The organism is Maribacter algarum (ex Zhang et al. 2020) (assembly GCF_005885635.1).
Classification (GTDB): domain Bacteria; phylum Bacteroidota; class Bacteroidia; order Flavobacteriales; family Flavobacteriaceae; genus Maribacter_C; species Maribacter_C algarum.
Map to the genome: position 1 here is coordinate 181,657 of NZ_VATY01000001.1, position 25,486 is coordinate 207,142.

The following is a 25,486-nucleotide window of genomic DNA, read 5'->3' on the forward strand; positions in this document are numbered from 1 at the left end:
TACCCAGAGCGCGTTCTCTCTTTCGATACAATAAACAGGAATAATTGATTTCAAATTCTATCGATTTGTTTATTAATTGTTCCTTTTACTTCCCATAATGCCTTCACGCTTCTCTTTTTCTATGTCCTTTCTCTCATCAGATTTGGGTCTAATAAGGGTTTATAGTGAGTCGCAAGCCTTATTATGCATTCGGTCTAAGAACAAATTGGTTTTCTATAGTCGGAAAGGGAAACAACAGCTCAATTTTGGAAATTATTCGATTTGAAGACGAACTATTTATATTACTAATAACCATATAGCCATTTCAAGACTATTACTAATATGTTAAATTTTGGTTCAGAAATCCCACTACGCTAATCGTTTAGTAGGAAAACGTTTTATCTTGCTTCTTCAATTCCTTTTTAATACCCTCATAAATATCATCTTTAAGTAAAATGGAATTCTTACGAGAATAGGCCTTCAAGGCGGAGTAATACATAACGTTCACGATTTCCGCCCCAGTAATCTCGTACTTCTCTGCGATTTGCTTCCAATCAATATCTTTTTTAGCCTTCATCCCAGAGGGCATACTTTGAATCCATAATTTATAACGTTCCTTAACACCAGGTAATGGAAAATGAATGACATTATGAAACCGTCTTAAGAAGGCATCATCTATATTGTTCTTAAAATTAGAGGCTAATATCAACAACCCGTTAAAGTCTTCAATTCGCTGCAGTAAATAGGAAACCTCTTGATTGGCAAACTTGTCATTGGAACTCTGAACACTGGTTCTTTTGCCAAAAAGAGCATCGGCCTCATCGAAGAATAGTACCCAATTTTTTCGTTCGGCCCGAGTAAATACCTGTTCTATATGTTTTTCGGTTTCTCCTATGTATTTGGAAACAACTTGTGAAAGATCGATACGATATACTGGGATGTTAAATTTCTTCCCTAAAAGGGTGGCTGTCAAGGTTTTTCCAGTACCTGCATTTCCATAAAACAAGACGCGATAACCAGGTTTAATCCGTCTGCCAAAAGTTGGATCTTTCAAAACTTTTTGGTGATGAGACATCCAAATTTGAATATCGTTGATTTGTTCATTCGATTGTGGATGTAATACCAAATCATCCCAATCCATTGAAGTTGAGATTTTTCTCGCTGGAAATTCAACACTATATACTGGAGATGCTTCCTTACCCATCAGAATTTTTTCGAGCCAATCTGAATCGATTTGTAGCAATCCACTCATATTAGGCTCTCCTGGGGGCGCCCCTGCAACTTGAAGAATTCCTTGAATAGCGAAAATCGCATCACTACTGAATATTTCTTGATGTACTAACCGTTCTCTAATGTCTAGACCTGCCAACATATAAATAGCTGTTTCACCAGTGGGCAGAATACCTCGATGTTGTTGTCCTTTTACGCCACCAATGGCAATAAATTCTCCACCTTGAGGGAGTGCCTTGAGCATTACGTCCTCTATAAAACCAGGTTTTACACTTGGGGTAAGTGCTAAAAGCAACACTAGCTTTTCTTCAAATGAAAAAGGAACATCTACATGTAAAATAGCGTCTAATTGCGAAGTGAATTCGTCTGTTTTATAGCTTTCAAGAAGAAAGTTGGTTTGATTTTGGTCTGCTGTGATTCGCTCTAGCAAAAGTTTACCTAAGGTTTCTACCCCCTGCATAAAATAGTCTTGGTACTTACCCACGACTTTCATACTTCCTTCAATTCTTTGCATAACCTTATATTCTTACATTCAAACTTTTAAAATCTTAATAATAAAAACGAGGGAAGTATGGATTTTAAGATACTATATATTTATGATGTATTCAATCATTTTGTAGTCTTTATTCCCCCTCCGTTGGCGCAGGCGTTGGCACCACTTCTTCCTCGCAATCTAAATCAACTGAAATATGAAAAGGATCCAGCGCATCACTTGCTGCTTGGGCCATAGCCCTTCTAGTAGATGCATTCGCGTCATGTAATTGTTGTACATGATCAGTGATACCTGCGCTACAACCTGTATAATTTATGGCTAGCTGAACACTCCCATTGTATTGGTTAAAGGCCGCAACATGATCTTGCTCATGGGGTGCCAATACATTGTCTATGGCATTGCGAACCCGTTCATGCTGACAATCAGTAAGACCTTGAGGTACATCTGGCAGCGTGACATGTGTTGATACGCTGTAGTTGATTTGCAATTGACCAGTATATCGAAAACAGTCGTTTTCGGTGCAACCTGTGCAGCCTTCTGCGGCAGTTCGCCGTAAATTTCTGGTAGATCCGACCCCACCATCAAAAGTTCCTTCCGTTTTGCCTTCAAAAGTTACCGAGTTGGCCAAGGCGGTTTTGTTAAAGGGAGTCCCGAAGGTTTGAAAATCAGGAAGGCTTTCTGGAGCTAATATCTTTTCTTCTTCCATTTCTGCTTCTTTTTCCATACTCATGGCATCATTAGCGGTGATTTGTTCTACCCCTTTTTCTTTTGTAGGTTCTGCGCTTTGATCTTCGGGCATCATTTGTATTTGGTGACGCCCGTTCTTTTGCTGCTGTACATGTTTCAATTCGTGTGCCAACAGCTGTTTGGACTCGAGACTGCCCTCCTTAAAATAATCCTTGTTTACTACGACATGGTTTTGCCAGGTAAAAGCTTTAGCTCCCACCTCCTTAGCTGCATTGGCTGCTTCCCTGTCTGCGTGAAGTTTTACATCGCCGAAATTATCATTCATTCGTCCTTCGAAAAACGTTCGGTTATCCTGGGAAAGAGGAGTGCCTTTCGTATTGATATTCTTCATATAAGAACTGAAAAAGGGCTTTGATTTTCCACTCGACTGTCCTTTTGATTTTTTTTGTACTTCTTTCTCCTGGTCTTCACATTTTTCACATTTACGCTGTATTTGCGCTTCAAAGAAATTTTCGTTTTGTTGCTTTTTTTGAGCGGGTTGTTGTTTTTTAACCCTGCGTCTACGTCTTGATGATTTGTTTTTCATGATAATTATATTGCTTTTTAATATTTAAATGTCACTATCCGGTCCTATTTCTGCTCTTTTACTACTATCGACGAAATACTCAACTTTTCTCGTCTGTCGTCTAAATCCGTCTCCCGTTTGCTGAGTATTGGCCTCTGCTGTAAGTTTTTCAAAGATTTGATTCATTAACGTTGTTTGGTCAACTTCTGATTCAATGAACTCTGCAGCAATCAAATTATTTAGAATTGCCCTAGCCAGAGATCTTCCCTCATTGAATTCTAAAGTTGCTCTAACACGCATTCTAAAACGAAGAATGCCCCCCTCTGGCAAAGTTCCTCTTGCTCGATTACTTTCAACCCGTTCTCCTATCCAGTCATTTATATTATCCTCTACACCTGCCATTGTGCCTGTATTAAACCTGGGGCTTGTTAAAATAATATTTAACGATTGAGCTTCACCTGGCCCTTGAAATCTATTTGCAATTAAATGGGCTCTGTGTAAACCAGTAGCTGTTGTAGAATTCATTCTTGACCTACCGGAGACTCCTGTATCACGTTGTCGTGCGAGTCCCGTCCCAACTATTTCCTGATTTTCGGTTCTGACTTGAGTTGTGGATTCGAGTTCGTTTTCACTAAGAGTGGCTGTAAAATTATTCCCGTTTTGAGTAGTAACCTCTATTTGGAAGGCATCTCTTGCATCTCCTTCAAAATCCATAAAGTCGATATCATCGATTTGGTATTCGGTGTGATTGCCACTACTACTACCAGGCTGTAGTTTTCCTTCGTTATCAAAATGATATGCATTCAAACCTGTCCCACCAGTTCTCCTGATATGAGCCTTTCTATCACTTGTTTTATCTATTACGGCATATCCCTTTCCAGTTACATTAGTTTTCAATGTATTTCCTGGCGGATTTAACAATGCTCCTGAACTATTTAAAAATGTAGAACCAACATTGCTACTTAGATAAAGATCTATATCCCCTTCTATAAGTTCTGGCATTAAACCAAATACAAGGGCAACCTTTAATTTTAAAGTATTCATAGCTGCGTCCAGTTCGGTCTGAGCTGCAGCAACTCTCTGTTCATCATTGGCCTGATCAGCACTGGCAAGAGCATCGGCTTTTTGCTTTGCTACCCCATGTTGTGACTCGGCGTCATTAATGGCATTGGTTTTTGCTTCATCTCCATTGGTAGCCTGGCGCCAAACACTTATTTTAGCAGTTAAATCCATTGGGTCACTCGCCACCTTGATTTTTGTAGTTCCACCCTCGTTTTCAACCCAAAGTCGATGAGCCTCACCTCCAGCACTAAATCCGAATACTGCTCCGAAGGCAGCTCTAATTCCACCTACAACCCTTTCCCCAAACTCAATGACCCGCAATATGCCATCAATTATAGGCCTACCCATCCGCAATGCTTTTGCAACCAGCCAGTCGATTCCTTCGGTTATTTTCACTCGAATGCCTTGTATGATTTCGGCTATACGACTACTAATACCTCCCAAACCAACTTGATTAGCCAAGAAACCAATCATTACCGGTATGCCTCTAGCCATAGCACCTTCGAGGTAATCCGCCGCTGCACTTACATTACCAGCTGCTATTTCCGCAATACCTGTCACAAATGAATTCAAGATTTCCAACATCGCTCTCAATTGCTCAATAAACGATTGAATGGCTCTGTAAATAGCAATGACGCTATTGATGACCGCCATGATACCGGTTGGGTCTAAAAAGCTTAATAATTTGGTAGTGACCGAAGCAATGATTCGGGTCATTATCCAGTTTTTAGCCGCATCAAGGACCATATTCCATAATTCACTCAATTTTTCTTGTACGTATTCCCAAATAGCAATAGGTCCCCGTTCGATAACATCTTTGATAAAAGTCCAGATTCCTGTTAACTTATCTATAGCACCTTTGATTTTAGCCACTTTTTCGGCTCCAATTTGTTCTGTCAGCTTTAACCATACTCTTTCCATTATATGGTCGACACTAACACCCAATATTTGCATGATTAGGTTTAGAATACTCTTAAAGCTAAGGTCGGGTGGCATTTGTATGCCAAGATCACCGAGAGAACCAAACAGCCAATTCGCTAAACCACTCATTAAATGATTCAGAATATTATCGAAGAATTGGGTAAAGCCCTGTTTTATTCCGCGAAGAATGTTCTTAAGGAAGCCTATAGGGTCTCGCTTAATGTTTCCGAATGCTTCTATCGAGCGCTGAATAATATTGTTTACCGTTTCAAACGGGAAATTCATCGCGATAAGCAGCAATTCAACAACGATTTGAACAATTGTAATTACAAATCGGATTAAACGAATAATAGGATCGCCAAAGGTGGCAACTATCCTGAGGAAGACATCGAAAGGGTTAAGGAAGTCATTCCAGTCCAAAGATTCCCAAAGACTTGTAAATAAACCGATGACATAATCCCATGTGAAATTGAGCTGTTCGACAGCGGTTTCCACTTTTTGGGTCATCGAATCAATTTTTCCACTTTCTTTTAGCTGCTGGAATTGTGCTTCCCCACCTTCCATCAGACTAAAGAAGCCATGAATCATATTCTCGGTATTTCGGAGTACCACGTTACCCGTAAAGGGATCTTTTCCGATTAGCACGGTAATTAAGAAATAGCCCCTGGTTTCCTTGGCAAAGTTGCTTAATCGATTTAGTAATGCCTCTTTTAGAATACCAACGAGAATGACCATGGCATCCGTGAAGAAATCGATAATTCGATTGATTGGAGTGAGGAAGGCCTGCGCAATTTCAGTAAAAGTATCTATAGGGTGGAAGAGCGAATCAAAGGTTATAAGTCCCCAAATTGTGGTAAAAATATTCCCAACATCACTAATGAGATCTTGTACAAGCCCAATACTTCTATCTATCCAATGCACGCATTTTACGAAAATGCCATTCTCTTCCATTTGAGCCTTAATCTGAGCCCCACGTTCTCCAAGAACTTTTAGAGATGCGTTCAAAATATTTGTGCCATTAAAAGCTACTTGTTCCCCGGTAATTGGATCCTCACCAAGTAGTAATACAAGTAAATCGTAAGCATCAGGGAAGTACTCTTTAACAAAATTAACTAGCGTTGTGGTAGCAATATCTTTGACCATAGTCAAAAAGTCGCCCCCTACCTCAGCTACGAAGCTTATGATATCTGTGACAACAGATTGAAATAGGTTGGCAACGTCGCTCATAACCTGTTCAGGATTGCCTACGTCACTAATACTCAGTCGGTTCCAGAAATTTTCGAAGCGTGTTTCTACCCGTGATATTAAATCAGAGAATCGTTGTACGGATTCGAACAACCAATTTGCCACAGGGTTTATAGCCTCAAAGTACTCCAATACCCATTTCACCATACTTCCGCCTATGGGAATAATATCTAGAACGGCGTTCAATAGGGTAATCGGCGTTTTGTTGATATTCCTTCCTGTAATCGGATCATAGCCTAGAATATAGCTTAGCAAGGTATATCCCGGAATTACCATAACAAAGTCACGTACTTTATCGAGCAACCAGTCTTTGGCCGCATTCAAACCTTCAGCGATACGATCGGCTACATCGGAGGCCAATCCTGAGACTGCATTCCAAGCATCGCCTAACCAACCACCTTGAATCATTTCTCCAGGAGATTTATTTCTTACCAATTGTGCTGGAGTAGATTCTGCCTTGGTCTGTATGGTATCAGATACATTATCGGTATCATACTCCATACCTCTCGAGGCAAAACCTCCTGAACCACCAATCTCGGACCGTTGAATAGTTTCTTCTTCTTTCTCTAAACCATTTGATTTTGCTTGTAGCCTTTCTTCCTCTTTTGGACTACTTTCTGTTTTGGTCTGTAGTTCCTCATCTTCCGCTATTCTTTCATTTTCAACTTTTCTGCTGACATTGTATTTTAATTTTCGTAGTTCTTTAAAAGTCTTAGGTTCGGTATCGGTATCTCCGTGTGCTGGATCTCTTAGGTTTCCTGTTTTAGCGACTAAAGGATTGAAATAGGCATGCCAGTTGCTAAGATCATGGGTTTGCACCTGTATCTCGCCGCCCATATTGTCATCTCCGGCGGTATTTCCATTTACGCTTTTTACGCGATTAGTGCCTTCCATTCCTACAACCAACCCATAATGAGATCGTTCTTTTTTATAGGCAATATCACCCGGTTTTGGCGTGTGGCCTGGGGGGTAGGCAGCTTCCGGTGGGATAAATGATTCGCCCAATTGCCATTTAGGCATGGGGATACCTGCTTTATTCAAAGCCCAGAAAGCGAAAATTCCACACCAACTGGGCATAACGTCACGCATGCCTTTGCCATTTTCATCGGCATCGGCTTCTACAACTGCACCATAAAATTCTGATTTCTTCTTGATGCCCTCCTTGGGAACCTCATTATCTGCTCCTGTAGGTTGGGTCACAATTTTATCTTTCCCAAAAGTAGTTTCGAAGTACTCTAGAAGGCGCTCCCAGCCGTATCTATTTCCATCAGGGCCTTGCTTATTGGCAATGACCTTGCCTTGCTCCACAGTAGCGAGTTCCACCGCTGCTGTTAATTGTGGTGCTATTTGTCGTTGTAATATGGCTTTGCGTTGAACTGTCGTGAAATTATGCTTTCGTTGGACATTGGCATAAACAGGGCTTGCCCCTTGCTGAATGGTGTGCGTTAATTCGTGAGCAAGGAGCGTTTGTCCCGCTTTAGAGGCGGGATCGTACTTTCCGCTATTGAAATAGATATGATTACCATACGTAAAGGCATGCGCATTTACTTGCTTACTCATTTGCTGAGCGCTTGTATCGGTATGTATCCGTACCGAACTGAAATCTGCCCCAAAGCGGGAGGACATAGAATTTCTGACAGGAGCGGCCATAGGCTTGCCCCCGGTAGTCGACTGGTGCAATTGACTTTGCAATCGCCCGGCACCCGCCGGGGGACCGCGACCGCTTAACTGTATCACATCTGAGTGATACATGCAAGGCGGTCGCTGATTGGAATAAGTCTGTACCGTTTCATCTTCATCATTGGAAGTAACTCGTTGTAGGGAATTTGAATCTCTTTGAAGAAATGAAATTTGTTTTGTTTGAAGGGATGAGGTTTCTTCTTGCTCTTCATCTGACATACGCTGAACTATTACTGAAGAAGTTTGTATCGTCTCTTGTTCCCCTTCCTCCGTATCCTCTTGCCGTTGTATTTCCGATGTCGCTATAGTAGAAAAATCAGTTTGAGTTTCTGACATGTTTACCACTCTATCTGCAACAAGATCGGCCTCTTTTTCGTAATTGTCATTGGGCTTATTTACCTGCAGTTTAGTTTGTATTGCAGGTTTAAAAAAAGAACTTTCAGGGGCAGGGCTTACCGTCTCTTTTTGAGGACCAAAAAAAGATGATTCTGCTTTGCGTTGTACATTAACAGAAGGTTTTACCGTTTTGTCTGCTGTTGTGAACAAGTCTTATGTTTTATTCCATTCTACAAATAGGATTTGCTGCATCCAGCCTAATTTAACCGTTGTATAATTCCAAGAAATATAATTCAGTAAAATATCTACCGTTTTCATATCAACGAAGAGGTAATAAAACCCATTCTTGAATTTCAATTCTCCTTCCCGAATTAAAAAAGTCTCTCTTAAACCTTCAGGACTTGTGTTTTTCAAAGCTTCCCAATAGGTAATTACAGATTTCAAAAGTTCATTAATCTGTACATCAATTTTTTTCGAGGGCTTCATTTGTGTTGCACAATGTTGGCCAGGTCGTAATCCAGATAGTATTTTCGGCAAGGTCAATTTCCATTCAGGTGCAACATGCTCTCCTGTTGCTAGGTAGTGTAAAAGTATGGGTACTTCATTGGGTTTAAGCGGTTCTCCTTTGGAGCCTAAACAACCTAATTTCTTCAGAAACAAGGATAAAAAGGGTGCTAATAGTACCAATCCTGCTTGACCAATAAAACTACCCTCTTCTAATATCTCTATTTCTGTCTCTGATTCATTTTCTTTTGTAGCCTCGGTACCATAGCCAAGTTCATCTTCTTTTCTAAAAATATTCTTCTTTAGAAATGATTTAATTTCTAAAGAAACTTCATCTGGCACTTTTAATTTTCCATCGTGTATTCTTTTTTGAACCACGAACTCATCGATTAGTTTTTCAAAGGCAAACTCAAATGTGTTTTCTACTTGCAATAGATGAAAGAAAGCTTTATAGTACAAATCCTTTGCTGTAATCGGTAAAAAATTATTTGAATTTTCGACTACGAACCTCAAAAGAGCTTTTATTTTTATAGCGGTATTATTCTCATTTTCTAATTTATCAAGAATCTTATCTAATCGAACTGGTTCAATTAATTCGAAAAAACGAGAAAATGTATTCTTATCGAAAATTATTTCTCCGCCTATTTTCGCAAGGTTAGTTCCAATCATGAGATCATCAAAAAAGGCCGTTGAATAGATGCTCCATTCTTCATTTGAATAATCCGTTGCAAGCTGTCCCGTTTGTATATATTTTAAAATGATGCTCGCACGATACGTCTGAACAGGGGTGCGGATAGTAGTTTTTTCTTTTAAAGTATTTTTAAGTGCACTATAAATTTGATCCCATACAAGCGCTTTGATAGTATCGTCACCTTTTAAAAAATCAACTTTATGGTCTAGGCTTATCGTTATATTTAATTCTGATATTTCTACTATGGAATCAGAAGTTACTAAACTATCAATGTTGTCTTCAATGGCTTCTAAAACATTGGATTTTGTCCAAGCTAAGAGATCATTACTATCAAAACCCGTATTCTCATCACCATATAAATCAATAGTGATCAAAGCATCATGAATTGAATTTTGATTCATAAATAACGGTTATCAAATAAATAATAATCCCCTAGAAGATGCACCTAAGTACATCTTCTTCGAGGATTGGGCCTCTTTCGAGGCCCTGAAAGCTCATAATTTCTCACTTGCTTTCGGAGATCGGCCCTCTTGCGAGGCCCTAAATAAGGAGGGTCGGTGCCCCCCTTATACTTTATTAACTTATATGAAAACTAAAATGATTGTTTTCATTAATTGTTATTTTAAAAATTTTCGAAGGTTTACCAAAAATGGTTTCCCCATTTACCTCAACTGATAATGCTAGATAAAAATATACATTGTGAAAAGCTGATCTTAGACCCATTGCACGAATTTCATTTTTAAAGCCTTTAACTGAAAAATATCGATCTTGTTTGATATCAAGAATCATATTTTTACGATCTACGCTAAACTCGTTAACACGCTTATAAAAACTAAGACTATTTGGAGCTTCCTTTCTAAAGCCAGACTTGTTGGTTACCTCTGAATTTCTCTTTTTGGGTTTATATTTAAACAAGTGTAGGATAGGTTTGCTATTTAACCACTCATCGTTTTCTCCTAACAGGTTGACTTGCATAAGATTTACCGTACCATTAATCTTTTTTTCTTCGGGTTGAGTCGAGTTTATGTCAATATTTGCTTCATTTTTTATAAGGCTACTATAAGGTCTTCTATCCTTGCCCCATCTTAAATTTAATGTGGGTAATTTTGCAAACGTAATTTCAGGTGGTGTTGGCGGAGGAACAGATTGAACAATAGCTTTACTAATATAAGGTACGAAGAAATCTGCGATAACGGTACCTGCCTCAAATTGATCAACTAACTCTTTTAGTTTTTCTTCTTCAAAACTTCTGAACTTCATTGCTTCCATTAAAGTCAACATATTTGGATTGTCAGTTCTTTCAATTTCCATCATTTTGAATTCCTCCATACTATCTGCTACTATAGCAAATTCAGAACCGTTTCCTTGAACTTCTGGTTTATCGTTATATACAAGAATGAAGGTTCCACCGGTGGTTACGCCTGCCTTATGTTGAATTCCGGGGTTGTTTAAAGCATAATAAGCAAAACTTTCCTTTTCAATGACTTCATCAATAGTTAGCCCTTTTTCATTTTCTAAAACATTGTTTGCTGACCGTAAAATATCTGCATTTAAAGCTAGCACCTCAATAGGCAATCGCTTCTCGTTTATAACTTTATTGATTTGATCCAATGCTTCTTGCCAATTCAGACCAATATGACCCTCGATCCGAAGAAAATTATGGGGTTCGAGATCATAATCAAGTGGGGTCTTGTAATAGGAGCTTAAGCCATAATCCACCACATCATATGACAAATTGGTCTCACCTTTTTTCAACTGCTTCCTTTTATGGTTCCAGTTTACATATAATTCGTTTGGGCTATTTACAATGTCATAGTAATAGGGAATGGCTTTATTTGACAAAGGAATGTTTCCATAGGTACTAGGCGTAATCTTAACGGATTCTCTTTGACCTAGGGTTATAGGAATATTTCTAGGAATATTTCTTTTTTGAATAAGTAGGGCGATTTTTTTTAATAAAAACTTTATCCGCTCTTCCGAACATGAACCGCATGAAAGAGCTGGCGATTTGATCCAATGATGTCTAAACTCTTCTTCTGACGAAATTGCGTACCCTAAAATCAAATGCCTTGGAAATAATTCCTCATTGGGGCAGCAAATTGATAAACAAGCATTACATAGTTCTCTTAACTCTTCATACGCAAGAATTAAATCTGAGAAAAAGTCATAATAATATTGTGCATGATTCAGTTGCTCTTTACTTATACCCGCGCCCGCGCCAAATAGAAAGGAAACGGAACTGGCAAGACCCGAGAAAGGGTTAGAAGGAAACTCTTCACTAATACAATAGCCGAATGAAGTATAGGCCGAACTTAGAACAGTTTCAATTTCATCTATAAATTCTTTTGATAAAATGTTTAAGAAGTTTTGAAGAATTGTAGCCGAACTAAATTGTATTGTTGACGGTACATTGTACTTGGGCATTTTTAATTCTTGCCATTCGATACAGGAGGGCTCGTTTAAGAAAGGGTTTTCAGCATCGCCAAAAATCAAATTATGAATATCATCTTTATGAACCAACAATGGTCTGTGGGTCACTTCAATCGTGCAACCTTTATCATCGCATGAATCGGGGTCACAGTTCTTGTTGTCAACCTTTAAAAGCTCAACAAAAATCACCACCACCATATCCTTTAAAAAATCAGGAGTAAGAGAGATTTGAACTTCGGCCGCATCATTATTGTGAAGCAGGTGTAAATCGAATTTTTGTTTGTTATCATCATCTAAAAACGGATCATAGAATATCTCCTGTTCAGGAGAGAATGTGTCATCATAAAAAGAATAGGTAGTTTCAGGAAAAGGCACCAGATATCCTTTTGAAGTTACTCCGACACCGTGCGATATCGTCAATTCGGTACCATCGCTGTTTAAACTTACTTTCATGCCACATAAGATACCAATGCCGATTAAAGTAGTTCGGGTTAGTCGCTGTTGTTCCTCCAAATAACCAAACATTTGATTGAGACTACGTTCTGTAAGCACTTGATCTGCTACAAATTTTGGATACCGATCTTGTTCAATACGTTGTGCCATAAGATTATATTTTAAATGATAGTGCTATTTAGTCTGACCCTATTTTCATCGTCGCCATCTTCACAATCGTGCAGGGTAGCCTGTGGGTAAACACTTTTCAGGTTTTTGAATATGTCAATTAGTTCTACAAGTCTATTATGCAAATCTCCTGGGTTGGGTTCTGGTTTTGCCAATTCAGATAGCCAAGCGCAATATTTAATTTCAAATGCTACCAATTGTTCTTCTGAGACCCAGCAAATTTTTACACCTAGATGCGCTGGGGTTTCCAAGCGAATCGTTTTTTCAGCAAACCGTCTAAAAGGAATACCTCCATTAGCTACGCCTTGCTCCCCATTTAAAACTACCGTAATGCGAAATGAATAAGGGTCTTCTTCTCCGCACAATCGGCAATCACTATCAATACAAATAGGAAGGAATGGGTCTCCGTCAGGTGGAATGGCTAGGGATGTATTTCTTGGGCGTAATAATATATGTTCCACCACAAAAATCTTTTCGCTCAGAACAACTTTATCCATAAAGCTTTCTATACTATTTTTATGAGCATCTGCTTCAACTTCAAGAAGAAATTCCTCAGAAGCATTTGCAATAACATCTCCAGTACTGTTTTCTAGCTCTACCACGAACTTACCGCCTTTTGGAACAGTATTTAAATGTGTTTTTAAATGAAGTTGAGCAATAGCATCCTGTACTTTTTCTTTTAATTGATTTCTCAAATCATATTCCTGATCAATATCAGTTAATTCGATTCCGAATAAGAGTTTTTCTTCTTGGTCATTTTTCAATTGCCAGTTACCCTCCCATTTACCCGAACTATTATTTCTTACTTCATATTGAATAAATGAGTTTGCACCATTTAGACCGAGTATAACTTTTATTCTTTCGCTTAGACCTGTCGTATTTTCGGGATGGCATACTTTAGTTTCATCTTTGTAATTAAATGCCTTGGCCCTATTGGACGAAATCGACGGAAATTTCTCCAAGAAATTAATCTTATCGAAAACGAGCTCTTCCTCTGCTTTTTCCTCAACCCCATATGCTTGATACAACATAAGGGCATAATCACTAAAGGACTCTCCGAAACGAGCTAAAAGGTGGTCCAAAAATCCATTCCTCCTTTCTAGAAATTGACTCCTATCCTCCAAAAGATTGTGAAACGTATCATCGTTAACATCGATGTACAATTCTGATACCCCTTTGAGTTCTTCTTCTTTAAATAAGTCTGCGAAATAACTTTTGGAAATCGTGGGATTAATGGATAAGATGTCCTTAAAACGTTCTAATTGCCTAAGAAACACTGATAGTAAATGCTCAAATACCAATAGGTAGGCCTTCAACTGTTTGGCTTGGGCCTTTCGTTCATTTGAAGATGGTTCTTTCAAACCATGAGGCCCTACTCCATAGGTTTCTGGCAAATCATACTGCAATGGATAATGACCATTGTTATCAATATAATTTCCAAAAGGAACTTCTAAATCATTGTTGGTCTGAATAACCTTATTTTGCTGTCGAACCCCTTTCCACATCTGCAGGGTATCATGTAGTTCATCTTGATGGGGTAGAAAGGGCAAATCATCCTTGAACACCAATACCTTGGAGGCATGTATATATAAACGAGGTTGATGACCTGGTTGAATATGAAGTTCCCAAAGTTGAGATTCAACTAAATTACCGGCGTCATCATAGCGCGTAATAGCTATATTCTTTACCGCGACAATTCCTTCTATATCCATTAAAATATTGATGATGTCCGAGGTGTAAATAGTTGTTCTTAAATCAGAATTTTCCAGTTCTTCTTCAAGTATGAAACCATGGTCTAGTTTTGGTCCTAGAAAAATCTCTTCAGTGTATTTACCATCTGCAAGTAGTTCACTTAGCGTGTAAAACTTTACAACAGGATTCAAATATTCCGTTATCAGATAATATGCTTCTCCCAATACAGCCTCTATGTCTGCATCAGCAGCCATTTCTATATCCGCACAAAGCCCGACATCAACTATGGGCACTGTAGTAATATTACAATAATCTTCGGCTAGGTTTCTGTGGATATGAAGTGCGTTCGTAGCTTCTAAAACTGCTTCATCTGCTCTTTTCAACTGAAAAAGATATTGACTAAAAGGTCCTGTAAGTGTAACATCTTTAAAAATTGTTTCAACATCGCTTTCGTCAATTTCATTTCTTCCAGCGCTTGATTTAAACCAGATTTTAACTGGTAATTCCAATAAATCGACTTGTTTTGTACCGCTTGGTGTGCTAATTTTATAGGAAACATCTATGCGAAGTGGACTGCGTAAAGCTTTATAAAAAACCGAATCTGCTGTATCAATATGAAAATGGTTTATTTCGAGTATAAAAGTTGATATCTCATCCGCTCGCAACAGCTTTAACAATTGGGTATTTAGTTTTGCTTTGTGCCATGGACTGAATCTAATTTCGGCAACGGCTCTATGCTTTCCAAGGTCAAAAGAAAACGAATGAAATACTTTTCCGCTATTTAAATCTCCGTATTGCGAATCCACTTCGAGTTCTAGTAACGTATCCCAAAATCCTTTGATGTGTATTGGATGCTCTGTTTCTTCATAGGTCAAAACGCTATCTCGGCAATCCCCAAAAAACGGTGGATGGCAAGGGCAAGGAGTGCATTGCATCCAGGCATTGGCTATACCTGGTCGATCTATAATTACCTTGCGCCAGTCATTATTGGTAAAAGGATTTATAGTTAATATTTCACGTGCCGTATAAAAACATTGATCATTCCATTTCACATCCTGATCGGTTCTGAAGGCCAATAAATCTTCAATAGAGAAACCTAATTTAAATCCGACTTCTGTTTGAGCAAAACACAATAATTCCAATAGGGTAATTCCCGGATCGTGAATATTATAATCCGTCCAATAGGTACTGCCTAACTTTTCAATAAGTTCAATTCCTTTTTTTCGGAGAGCGATATAATCTTCACTCTCCCTAAAATCAGGTCGTTTTAATATCGTAATGTGTTCAGTCATCTTTACAATCTATATCAGTAATTACCTCAGGTGTATTCAGCAATACCGTTAAATCGTGTTTATTGGCTGGTACTGAAACTAGAATGGATCGAGCAGTGGAAGCAATAACTTCATCTACCTTAATATCATCACCTGAAGAAGTTAAATGCCTCAGTTCAAAATCAATGAGAAAATCTACATAAGGTAATTCCTCAATAAAATCGATTAAAACGGATTGATGAATTCTACCCCCGAAATTGAGCTCTTTATTTGAAGTGAAAGCCCAAGGGCTTAAGAAATTCATAATGTCATTTTGAATGACTTCTTTATAATAATTTATATCTGTAAATTCTTCTTGCAAGGTAATTGAACATTTTACCTTGACCTCTTCAAAATCAGGCTGTGCCGTATGAATCTTCACATGGCATGAAGTCCTGGCCTCAAGAAATTTTTTAATTTTGTTTAAGGTGCTTTTCTTGGTATAAGGTCTTAAAGGGTCAGTGTCATTTCTATTGGCCAAATCAGGAATTGTGATTACTGATACATGACCGGGGGCCACTTCATTATATATCAAATTTCCTTCACTTATCGAACCTTCAATTTTAGTATGATTTAAACACTTTACCCTATTCATAGGGAAGGATTCCAAAATTTGACGCTCAACATCCCAAATGTTTATTGGACGCCCTTTATGCCGTAAACGTTCCGATGCTCTTTGGTAAAATTCCTCGTCTTGTGGTCTACCGCCAAAGCTTGAGAACGGTTGGTTAATTTTTTTAATTCTTGCATCAGGGTCACGGAGTTTCTTAATCTCACCCGCCTGAGATATCATTGTATCGTAGGTAATCGTTTCCGGAAGAACTCGTTGCACTTGAATGGCATTGGGATGAACTCCTATAATCTTAGCTACAGCATCTGGTGCTTCTTTTACAGAACAACGAATCCATATCAGATTACTCTCAAAAGAGGCATGCACTAGACTTGCATCCTTAGGAATTACAAAATTAATTAGCCCTGACTCTATCAAGCCACTTGTATTATCTCCAACTCCATCATCGTCGAATTCTTCCCAAACGTCATTAGCTTTTAAGTATTCCCAAATTAGATGCTCCTCTGGTTTTTCAAGCAGGGGATCCTCACTGCCTTCTTGTAGTTGAAATAAAATGGACTGGGTGTCACCCGGAAACAAATTCTCTAGACCTATGAAAAGACTTCCTTGAGATTTATAATTTATAGGGGTTTTATATATTAACTTGTTCACTAATTTTGGTGGAAAATAGCCTTGTAAAGATCTATGTTGCGCATTATCGCCAAAGGGGCCTATATGAAAGAATTTTCCTGGGCCATCTTCGAAGTTATCATATACCGAAATTGAACAATTTGCTGTGTAACTAATACTAAACGATTCTAGCGTTGGTTGATAAGGATATACAGGTGCTGAGAGTAAGCCCTCAACTTTTGAATAATTTAAAAGTGCACTATAATAATCGCGATGTCCAAAATCATTTTTTAGGGATACTTTGATAAATCCTTTACTTGAATTTGCTCCATACTCTTCCCATGCTTCATTTTTAGATAGAAAAATTTCCTCCTCGCTATCCTCAGACAAATCAACGCCTAGAATTACGCGTTCAATTGCGCTACTACCAGAAGGCGAAGTGAATACGTTTTCATCATCATAAAGTTCCAAAACCTCCCATTTATTCTTACTGAGTTTCGAAATTTTAACGTTGGGAGTATTTGGTCCTGCCACACTATTGGTAGAATTATAGGTAACTGCGCCATAACCATCAAAATCAATTGCGCCAGAATTTATACCTCCTGAACTATTCAAAGGATAGTCTTTCCACTTAAAGTTTAATTGAATATTTGCTCCTTTTTTATAGAAAATTTCATCACTGCCAATAATAAAGGAACTTCCGACTGTGGGTTCGGGCCCCCAAGGATGAAACGGTTTGGAAGGGTCCAACGGACTTGTATCATTATACAGTTCCAAATTTTTTATTCCGTCTTCGTTGTAGGAGGTAATCTGTCCTACCCCAACCGATAAATCGATTCTGGCGACACCTGCATTGCTTAATTTGTCATATATGAAGTCTTCAGAATCCTTATGTGCTAAAACGATTTTTAGTACGGGTTCAGTGGTATTAAAATTTCCTTGATGCACATCTCTATTATATCCAGTTACGGCTTCTTTGTCGCCTTCAATAGTTAAACTAAAAGTCAATTGAGAAACTAAACCAATACTACTTTTGTTTAATTCTAAAACAGGTAACTCTATTTTCAGCCAGCCTTTTTCTGTTGTTATGTACGCGTCATAACTGAAAACATCTATATCAAAAAGCCCTGATGTTATCAGTTCTAAAGTAATTGTCCTATATCCTTCCTTTAATCTTAAATAATGTGATGCAACAGCAAAGCCTACTTCAGCTTTGGGCATATTTATTGAACTTATTTCACCATTTTTGTATTCTTTGATATGAAAAGGATGCCAAGCGATTACATCTTCAGCAATTTCTTCACCAAGTCCATCCGCACTATTTGCAATAGGTGCAGCAAATAATCTTCTATCATTCCCTGGTTGTAAGGTTGTATTGTCATTTGCGTCTGCACAATACAATGAGGAGAGGTGTTTAATTTTTGCTTGATTGAGAACCGTTTCGCGAATACTTTTATATGTAATGGTATTTCCAGTTTTGTCTTTTGGCCCCATAAAGAGCGTATCTTCTTTTATTGCATAAGATGGAGTTATTTTATTCAATTCCAATACCAAAAAAGCGTTGTCAGGTTCCTGTGACAAGGGTTTTAATCGTAGTACATCTTTGTAGTAAAAATCAAGGTGCCGACCTGTAAGTTCATTCAGATGATTTTTAGTGCCATCAAGTAATTGTAACCAACTTAGGTAAAGTGTATAATTAGGGCGGTGTTTGGACCAATTGGTTAAGTATTTAGTAATGTACTTCTGCGAAAGTCTGGTGATATAGTTTGTAGAAGCGGTAATCTCGTCAAGAATGCTAGTAAAAAAATTATGCTGTGTTACATACTTAATTCGCTTTCTAAAACCTGTCAAACCTCCAAAAATAGAAGAATCTGCCAAAGCTTCATTGTAGTAAAAAATAAAATCTTCCGGTGGAACGAAGCGGTTTTCATCCAAGCTTGACAATCCAGTCGCGACGAAATTTTCATGACCAATAATTGGTTCATAGAAAATATCCAAATCAACCTTCTCACTTGGAATAATCAAGCGCTGTAAAGCCGTTCCTTCTATGGAAGCTTTATAATAGGCAAAAGTTCGGGACTCCAAAGGTTTAATTTTTGCCAGAACATGACGCAGTAAAATAGTATTGTACTCAGAATCTGACTTTGTAGTTAGAAACAACCGATCAATTACAAGAAAATAGGAAAAAACAATATTAAAAAGTTCAGTATAGGCCTCTTTAAGACCAGCAGTATTGGTTTCAATATAGATGAGTTTTTCTCTAATGTATTTGGATAAATCATCTGGTTTGTAGCTCGCGACCAAGGCCAATTGTGCACTAATATTGTTTTTGAAGAATGGCTTCATAGTGCCCACGGAGGCATTATTTAAATCGGTATACTGAATGTGTTCTGAAAATCTTCCACCCCAAACCATCCAATCTTCAGTGGTTTTATCAATAATTTCTACTGATTTAGGACTGAATTTAGGCAATACTCGTTGTGTCTGGCTTGTACCAGTTCTAATCAATGGGGTTTTATTTTCTGAACAATCACTCATTTTAAATGGCCAATGGGTGGTTTGTGGTTAAAGTGTTTATCTCAGTTGCCTCTTCACTATAAAAAGGAAATACAAAATTGAACCTGCTATTTGTGGCACTAACGATGTACTCGATTGAAATCAATAGTAAACCTTCGTTTTGTCGAGAGTCATCTAAAATGATCTTTTTAGTTTCTATGCGAGGTTCAAAGTATAGTATGGCGGTTTTTATTCGTTCTTTAATCATCGTTTTGGCACCCGTATCTAAAGATTCAAATAACAGAGGTTCCATATGACAGCCATATTTGGGCTGCATGACGCGTTCACCTGGTCTTGTAGTCAATAAAATTTCCAAGCTTTTCTGAATATCATCGTATAGCTCAGTAGTTTCAACCTGACCCGTTTCTTGATTGAAAGCAGGTGGAAAACTCCAACCTACACCTATAAAATCTTTTGCCTTAGCCATTCGTAAATATTTATCCTATGAGTACATTAAACGCGCCAACAGCAATGGTTCCCCCATGAGCTGTTGAATCTCCTAAGCGAGCGGCGTATTTTCCTTCAATCTTTACTGTTGAAGACCCCATTAAAATGGAATCTGGAGGCCCGGAACAGGTACACATGTCTCCCACTCTTGCCGCAGGAAATCCTCCTATTTTTACCGTAGTAGCCCCCATAGAAATGGGCCCTCCTACATGCGGTACGGTACTCGTTACCATTGGACATATGTGAAAATCATTAACTCTAGCTGCCGGTGCTCCCATAGTTTTTTAATTCAATTCTAGTGTAGTTCCTTTTACTTTAGTTAACCCTCCTGAGGAAAACTCGGCCCCAGTACCTCCTTCAACCTTGGTTTTTGAACTTCCCTTTATCTCCACATTTTTGGAGGCATCAATTTTAAGATTATTTGAAGCTTTTATTTTAATCTCTTTCGAGCTTTCAATTTGAATTCCGCTGTCGTTCATTATAAATTTGTTACCATTGCTATCCTCGAGGGTAATGCTAGCGTCATCATCATTCATTAGTAAGGAATGTCCTCCAGGGGTTTCCAACAAAATGGATTTCTTTTCATCATCAAATACTAATTTTAATTTTTCTTTGGATTGGTACCCCTTTTCAGGGTTGTCATTGGCTGCGGAAAAGGGCGAATTGTTTTTGCTACTATGTACTTTCCCCAAAATCACACCAAAACGTGGGTCTGCATTCAGGAAACCGGCAATCACTTCATCATCTTGTTCTGGCCGAAATACCCATCCCCTTTCTTTTCCAGCATCGAGCGTGCAGAGTCGCATCCAAGCACCTTCATCGCTATCATGCACCATCGGAAGGCGTACTTGAATTCTCTCTTCTCCTTCGGGGTCTTCCAAACTGGTTACCACCCCTATTTGTAATCCTTGAACAGCAGGTACTAATGCTGATGCCATAGGTTGTTCAATTTTGAATTTTTCAGCGAAACGCTCGAGTGGTTCCCCGAATTGGATATATGTTTCCCAATTTCCCTTCTCTATCTGATGCCTTACTCCTGAGACCATCACTTTACCTTCAAAACGCTCTCCGACATCCTCAAGTGCTATCAGCTGTCCTGGTAAAGGAATGTGTGTACCATCTATCTTTAATGTACCTCGTATTTTTGCCAGACGTTGTTTCTTTAAAATACTGTTGGCCCAAATTTGGAGTTCTGCTTCTGACAGGGAGGTATGTCGCAATTCTAATTCTGTATTGGCGGTTACTCCTGCCAAATCGGACGCAGCTATGTTTCCAGCGGCAGGAACTCCTGGATCTTGTGCCTCGCTTTTAAAAGTTTCTTGGTCGGCAGGATTCCAACTGATCGACTTTAATTTTTCGTACTGACATCTTGCATCGATTTCTGCATCAAGCTCCTTGATTGTAGCACCATAGGCAAGGGTAAGCACGGGTTCTTGTGAAAAATCTGGGGCTTTGAAGTTTATTTTTGTCCCTTCTTGAGTAACAATCCAAAAACCATTTTCCTCTGCTCTACAAGCTATGAAATCCCAATCGGTACAATTAAATTGCACCAGTTCTTTATGGGTTATTTCTGATGTATCGCTCTCTAAACTTAAGCCATGATCCCTACATAATTGATCCACAATTTCATCATCCTTCATTTCATGGAAATAGTTGTTCTTTAATTTAGTAGTCATTTTAATGGCTTCATGCCGGCATTCAATAATAAGAACCGAAACACTTTTTCTCACTTTGATACTGTGCTTAACGGTAATACCTTTAAAAATCGATTCTTCATCATTTTGATATCCTGCGAGAACCTCTATAGGTTTTCCTGGTATGAGCTCTTCAGTATCACTTGTCTTAAAACCTTGTTCTGCAGCCGAACCGTCTTGGAATAAGATTGTAGCTTTAGTTACGGAATTGATTTCTTTTTGAACAACGATGCTCAATACCTTAAATTGGTCTGAGATTTTATTCCCGTCCAGAAGTATAGTGAAGGTCGAAACCGACTTAGGTAAAGTGCTTGGTATGGTATTTACCTCACTCATGCTACTGGGGTATTTTTCTTGATGGGAGGAAATAAAATTTCATCTCCTGGAGAAATATTCCTAAATGATGAAAGTTTGTTAACTTTTGCTACTTGTAAATAATAGTTGGAACTTCCATAGATTTTGTAGCAGAGCATTGGAAGTGTATCCCCAGATTTGATCAAACGATAGTGGGTCATATCGGGAGATTCATTTCGCTCTTCCGCTGTTCTCAAGTTATCTTCCACGCTACCGCTAAAAGTAACTTTGCAAAGAGCACGAATAGGCTTACCATCAGGATTGAATAATTTAATTGTGATATTTAGTCCAGTGCACCGACCTTTGAACAAAAGGCTTCCCCATAATACCTGAAAGTGCTTAGGTTCATGAATTTCACCTTCATATTTTAACAAAAGATCCCTCAATTCGGTAATGTCGTCCTCGATAGATTCTCTGGGGTTTTCATCAATTATTCCAGAACTGTCTAAGAGAAGTTCAAAAGCAAATTCCTCAGGTTTTTTTACAGAAAATCTTTGCTGCGAACTACTGGTACCCTGCCCCTGCCCGTCCTGATATTCAACTTTATAATCTAAACTGTAAGTCTCGGGATTAAGCATAGCGGTAAATGTTTCTTGCTCTGAAGGAGCATCTGAATAGTCCGCATTTTTAAATGCAATAATCTTAAGCTTTTCGATTTTTCCGAGAGCCATTATCTTTCGTTTTTGTTATTCATTATCTGAATTATCTGCTCAACCACGTCCTTAGCTACTTTTTCGGAATCTATTTTTTTACTTGCATCCTGCTCTGATACGGGAGTGCTACTTCCTTCCCCACCTTCCGAGCGAGCTTGATTTACAGAAATACTCACCTTCAAATTTTTGATATGCAATGCCATATTATCCTTTTTCCACTTTAAAATAATTGTATGCTATTTCTAGGGTTTCTACCATAATTGAATTTTCTGTAGCATTTAAATCGCTTACGTTCCATTTTCGCGGCCACGCCTTAAAAACCTTCCAAGTAAGTAATGGGTTATGCTCGTTATTCAGTAAATGTATGTTCATATTTACTGGCACAAACTCTCGATTATACAAAGCGTTTTTTACCCATTTTATAACCTCTGAATCAAGGAGTAGTCCTCTCTTTAAAGAGAGATCAGAAAACTTGCTTCTACCAGGAATTTTATGCTCGAACAGATTTTGTCCTCCTTCTTTTATATTCTCGACATCGAGTTCCATATTGAGTCCGCCAACACTTTGAAAACGGGTATCATTGTCATTGCCAATATTGATGAAGTCAACCTTAAAATAAAAGCCAACCGGGGGATAATACCCTCCGGAACTAAGTGCATCTTCCATAACCAAGAATCGTATCTAAATATCCTACTTACCGGCCACTGTCATACCTTCATGAGCAATTTCAAGTGTCTCAATAGCGACTTCATTTCCATCAGACTTCATATCACTCGGCTGCCATTTTATGGGAAAAGCATTTTTAATTTTCCATGACATTAAGGGATTGCCTTCTTCATTTAATAAACTTATAGTCAAATCTCGTCGTTCCACTTTTGTCATACTAACGGTATTGACCCAGTTATAAAAATCAAAATTATCTGCAAAAGTGCCTCTCTTTAAAGTGAGGTTACTATATTTCTGCATCCCTGGCATTTTGATTTTATGAAACTCTCGACTATTGCCATGTCTAAATTCAATGGGTTCAACTTGAAAATCAAGACCTGTAACTTCGCTAAAGCCGTACTTGCTTCCACCCCATTCAACCAGGAAATGGAACTTTGGTAAAGGATATGTTTCCATAATTATTTCTTTTATTTATGATTAATCAATATGATTTTTCGAACTACGATTCTGCTAGTTTATGGGAGAACTCTAGAATAATGAATTCAGCAGGTCGCACAACGGCCATGCCTATTTCTACTATCATTCGACCTTCTAAAATATCTAGTGCCGACATGGTTTTTCCCAAACCAACCGCGACGTAAAAAGCATGTTCGGGTTTTTCGCCCTGCAACGCACCTTCTCTCCAAAGGTTGGTCAGGTAATTCTCGATCATTGTCTGTACTTTTAACCATGTATTGGCATCATTAGGTTCAAAAACAAAAGGTTCTGTAGCATTTTTACAACTTTGTTCTACCATATTGAAAAACCTCCTAACACTAACATAACGCCATTCGTTGTCGTTACCAGCCAATGTTCTTGCCCCCCAAACAACGGTACCCCTTCCCGTAAAACTTCGTATGGCATTTATTGATTTTCCCGCAAGAGTATCAACATTCAAACCCATTTGATCTTCATGACTGACGAAAACGGATGGCTTTACTACATAATTAAACCCGACGTTTGCGGGAGCCTTCCAAACCCCTCTACTACCATCAACCCTGGCATAGATACCTGCGATTGTTGAACTTGGAGTTAGGGTTACGTTTAACCTACTTATTTCTGATTTAATTTGATTGTAGAGTGCATTGTTTGTTGCCTTTATATCGGACAATTTAGGTAGTGTAGTTATGCCCAAAGCATCAATAGCAGCTTTCAAATCGAAAAGCTCATTGGTCGCTGTGGTTTTTTGTGCCTCTAGCGAATCGTGTATTGTAGAATCAGTAATGGTACCTTCATTGATACCTAAAACTCCATATATATTTGTTGCATTAGTCGTCAAAGTACCTACTAGCTTTGCTTTCGTATCATCCTGATTTAGTTTATATAGTTTACCATATAAGTCGGCAATTATTTGTTCCAAATTTGCATCCATCCAAGTTGTCATGTTTGCTACCAAACTAGTAGCTGCTGGTTCAACGAGTGTGGGCTCTTCCGATTCTGTTGCCTCTTCAATTAAATTGTTGATACTATTCTTGTTCGATTCGAGATAACCGATAAGAGCGTTGACTTGATTAATTATGGTATTCTTAGAAAGTAAAGCATCACTCTCACTTGCCGCTTCAATCTCTAATTTAGTGTCAACTATCGCTGTTAATAATGTTTCCAATTCTAGTAAATCAATGCCGTCAACCACTTTTTGGGCGGTTGCCGATAAACTAATATTTAAGCCATTAACTTCGGTTTCACCTTCGCTATAGGCATAATCTAATGTCGTTTCTAAATAAGGGTAATAGGTAGCACCGTATTTCAACATATCTTTTTCAGGAGAAATATTAGATCTGATTTCTTCAACAGGATCGACATCAGCAACACCGTTATTATATTCTTTGTCCGAGTAGGTATCTAATAACGTAAAGCGATCTTGTAACTTGTTACATTGCGTCAAAGCACTGTTGTAAAGACCATAAAACTCCGCATCATCAGTCAGTGCGCTGGCATCAGGGAAAACTAAAAGCGTAGGTTCATCTTTAAGGGCAATCGCATTAAGCCCATCATTTAAGCCCATGAATCCAGCCTGCTCATTAAGAATTACCGGGGCTACCGAATTATTTGTTCTGGCAGAAGCATAGGTCCCAACCGATACAATAAAACAAGGTCCGCCCCCATTAGCAAAATACATTTGCATGTTGTAGTACATTTTAAAGGGGGAAGGGTTCGAAGGTTGTGTAACAATAACTTCTTCATTTGGTAAATCAGCATTTAAAACTTGTACACCGATACTTGTTTCCTTTTCTGAATATCCAAAATAGGTTTGATACTCTTTCAAAGATGATAATCTCAAAGGCTCCATTACCAAATCATCATCAATCTTCTTTTTTGCTTTTTCAGTATACCCTATGAAGGCTGGTATCGCTGTTTCAACCTGGGCAATAGAAGGTGGTAGCTTTGGTATTTCTTCGATGTATACGCCTGGTGTTTTTAGAACTGTTGCCATAATTTCTGATTTAATTG

At 38.4% G+C, this 25,486-nt stretch carries 15 protein-coding genes; all 15 read right to left on the reverse strand.

What is annotated here, in order from left to right:
• Nucleotides 1-361 precede the first annotated feature (361 nt).
• Nucleotides 362-1,723 (reverse strand): ATP-binding protein, encoded by a 1,362-nt coding sequence (locus FEE95_RS00850; RefSeq protein WP_138655938.1) that lies wholly within the window; start codon nucleotides 1,721-1,723, stop codon nucleotides 362-364.
• Between the two features lie 109 nt (nucleotides 1,724-1,832).
• Nucleotides 1,833-2,975 (reverse strand): eCIS core domain-containing protein, encoded by a 1,143-nt coding sequence (locus tag FEE95_RS00855; protein WP_138655939.1) that lies wholly within the window; start codon nucleotides 2,973-2,975, stop codon nucleotides 1,833-1,835.
• 24 nt (nucleotides 2,976-2,999) lie between these two features.
• Entirely contained in the window at nucleotides 3,000-8,408 is a 5,409-nt protein-coding gene (locus FEE95_RS00860; protein WP_212748410.1) for an eCIS core domain-containing protein, read from the reverse strand.
• A gap of 3 nt (nucleotides 8,409-8,411) precedes the next feature.
• The gene (locus FEE95_RS00865; protein WP_138655940.1) at nucleotides 8,412-9,794 is read right to left on the reverse strand and encodes a contractile injection system tape measure protein; all 1,383 of its coding nucleotides are present in this window, start codon (nucleotides 9,792-9,794) and stop codon (nucleotides 8,412-8,414) included.
• Nucleotides 9,795-9,969: 175 nt separating this feature from the next.
• Nucleotides 9,970-12,426, reverse strand: a complete 2,457-nt coding sequence (locus FEE95_RS00870; protein ID WP_138655941.1) for a hypothetical protein — start codon at nucleotides 12,424-12,426, stop codon at nucleotides 9,970-9,972.
• Between the two features lie 11 nt (nucleotides 12,427-12,437).
• On the reverse strand, nucleotides 12,438-15,428 hold the full coding sequence (locus FEE95_RS00875) for a hypothetical protein (RefSeq protein WP_138655942.1): 2,991 nt from the start codon (nucleotides 15,426-15,428) through the stop codon (nucleotides 12,438-12,440).
• Complete coding sequence (locus tag FEE95_RS00880) at nucleotides 15,421-19,164, reverse strand: hypothetical protein (RefSeq protein ID WP_138655943.1); 3,744 nt, start codon at nucleotides 19,162-19,164, stop codon at nucleotides 15,421-15,423. Before FEE95_RS00880 ends, FEE95_RS00875 begins: the two co-directional genes overlap by 8 nt.
• 1 nt (nucleotide 19,165) lies before the next feature.
• On the reverse strand, nucleotides 19,166-19,609 hold the full coding sequence (locus FEE95_RS00885) for a GPW/gp25 family protein (protein ID WP_138655944.1): 444 nt from the start codon (nucleotides 19,607-19,609) through the stop codon (nucleotides 19,166-19,168).
• A gap of 10 nt (nucleotides 19,610-19,619) precedes the next feature.
• Nucleotides 19,620-19,907, reverse strand: a complete 288-nt coding sequence (locus FEE95_RS00890; RefSeq protein WP_138655945.1) for a PAAR domain-containing protein — start codon at nucleotides 19,905-19,907, stop codon at nucleotides 19,620-19,622.
• 6 nt (nucleotides 19,908-19,913) lie between these two features.
• A complete protein-coding gene (vgrG, locus tag FEE95_RS00895) occupies nucleotides 19,914-21,659 on the reverse strand; it encodes a type VI secretion system tip protein VgrG (protein WP_138655946.1) in 1,746 nt (581 codons plus the stop codon).
• The gene (locus tag FEE95_RS00900; protein ID WP_138655947.1) at nucleotides 21,656-22,348 is read right to left on the reverse strand and encodes a CIS tube protein; all 693 of its coding nucleotides are present in this window, start codon (nucleotides 22,346-22,348) and stop codon (nucleotides 21,656-21,658) included. Before FEE95_RS00900 ends, vgrG begins: the two co-directional genes overlap by 4 nt.
• Nucleotides 22,348-22,533 carry a DUF5908 family protein gene (locus tag FEE95_RS00905; protein WP_138655948.1) on the reverse strand — a complete coding sequence of 62 codons (186 nt, stop codon included), beginning with the start codon at nucleotides 22,531-22,533 and terminating at the stop codon, nucleotides 22,348-22,350. Before FEE95_RS00905 ends, FEE95_RS00900 begins: the two co-directional genes overlap by 1 nt.
• A 1-nt stretch (nucleotide 22,534) precedes the next feature.
• The gene (locus FEE95_RS00910; RefSeq protein ID WP_138655949.1) at nucleotides 22,535-22,996 is read right to left on the reverse strand and encodes a phage tail protein; all 462 of its coding nucleotides are present in this window, start codon (nucleotides 22,994-22,996) and stop codon (nucleotides 22,535-22,537) included.
• Nucleotides 22,997-23,020: 24 nt separating this feature from the next.
• On the reverse strand, nucleotides 23,021-23,452 hold the full coding sequence (locus FEE95_RS00915) for a phage tail protein (RefSeq protein WP_138655950.1): 432 nt from the start codon (nucleotides 23,450-23,452) through the stop codon (nucleotides 23,021-23,023).
• 43 nt (nucleotides 23,453-23,495) lie between these two features.
• Complete coding sequence (locus FEE95_RS00920) at nucleotides 23,496-25,469, reverse strand: phage tail sheath family protein (protein WP_138655951.1); 1,974 nt, start codon at nucleotides 25,467-25,469, stop codon at nucleotides 23,496-23,498.
• Between the last annotated feature and the right edge of the window lie 17 nt (nucleotides 25,470-25,486).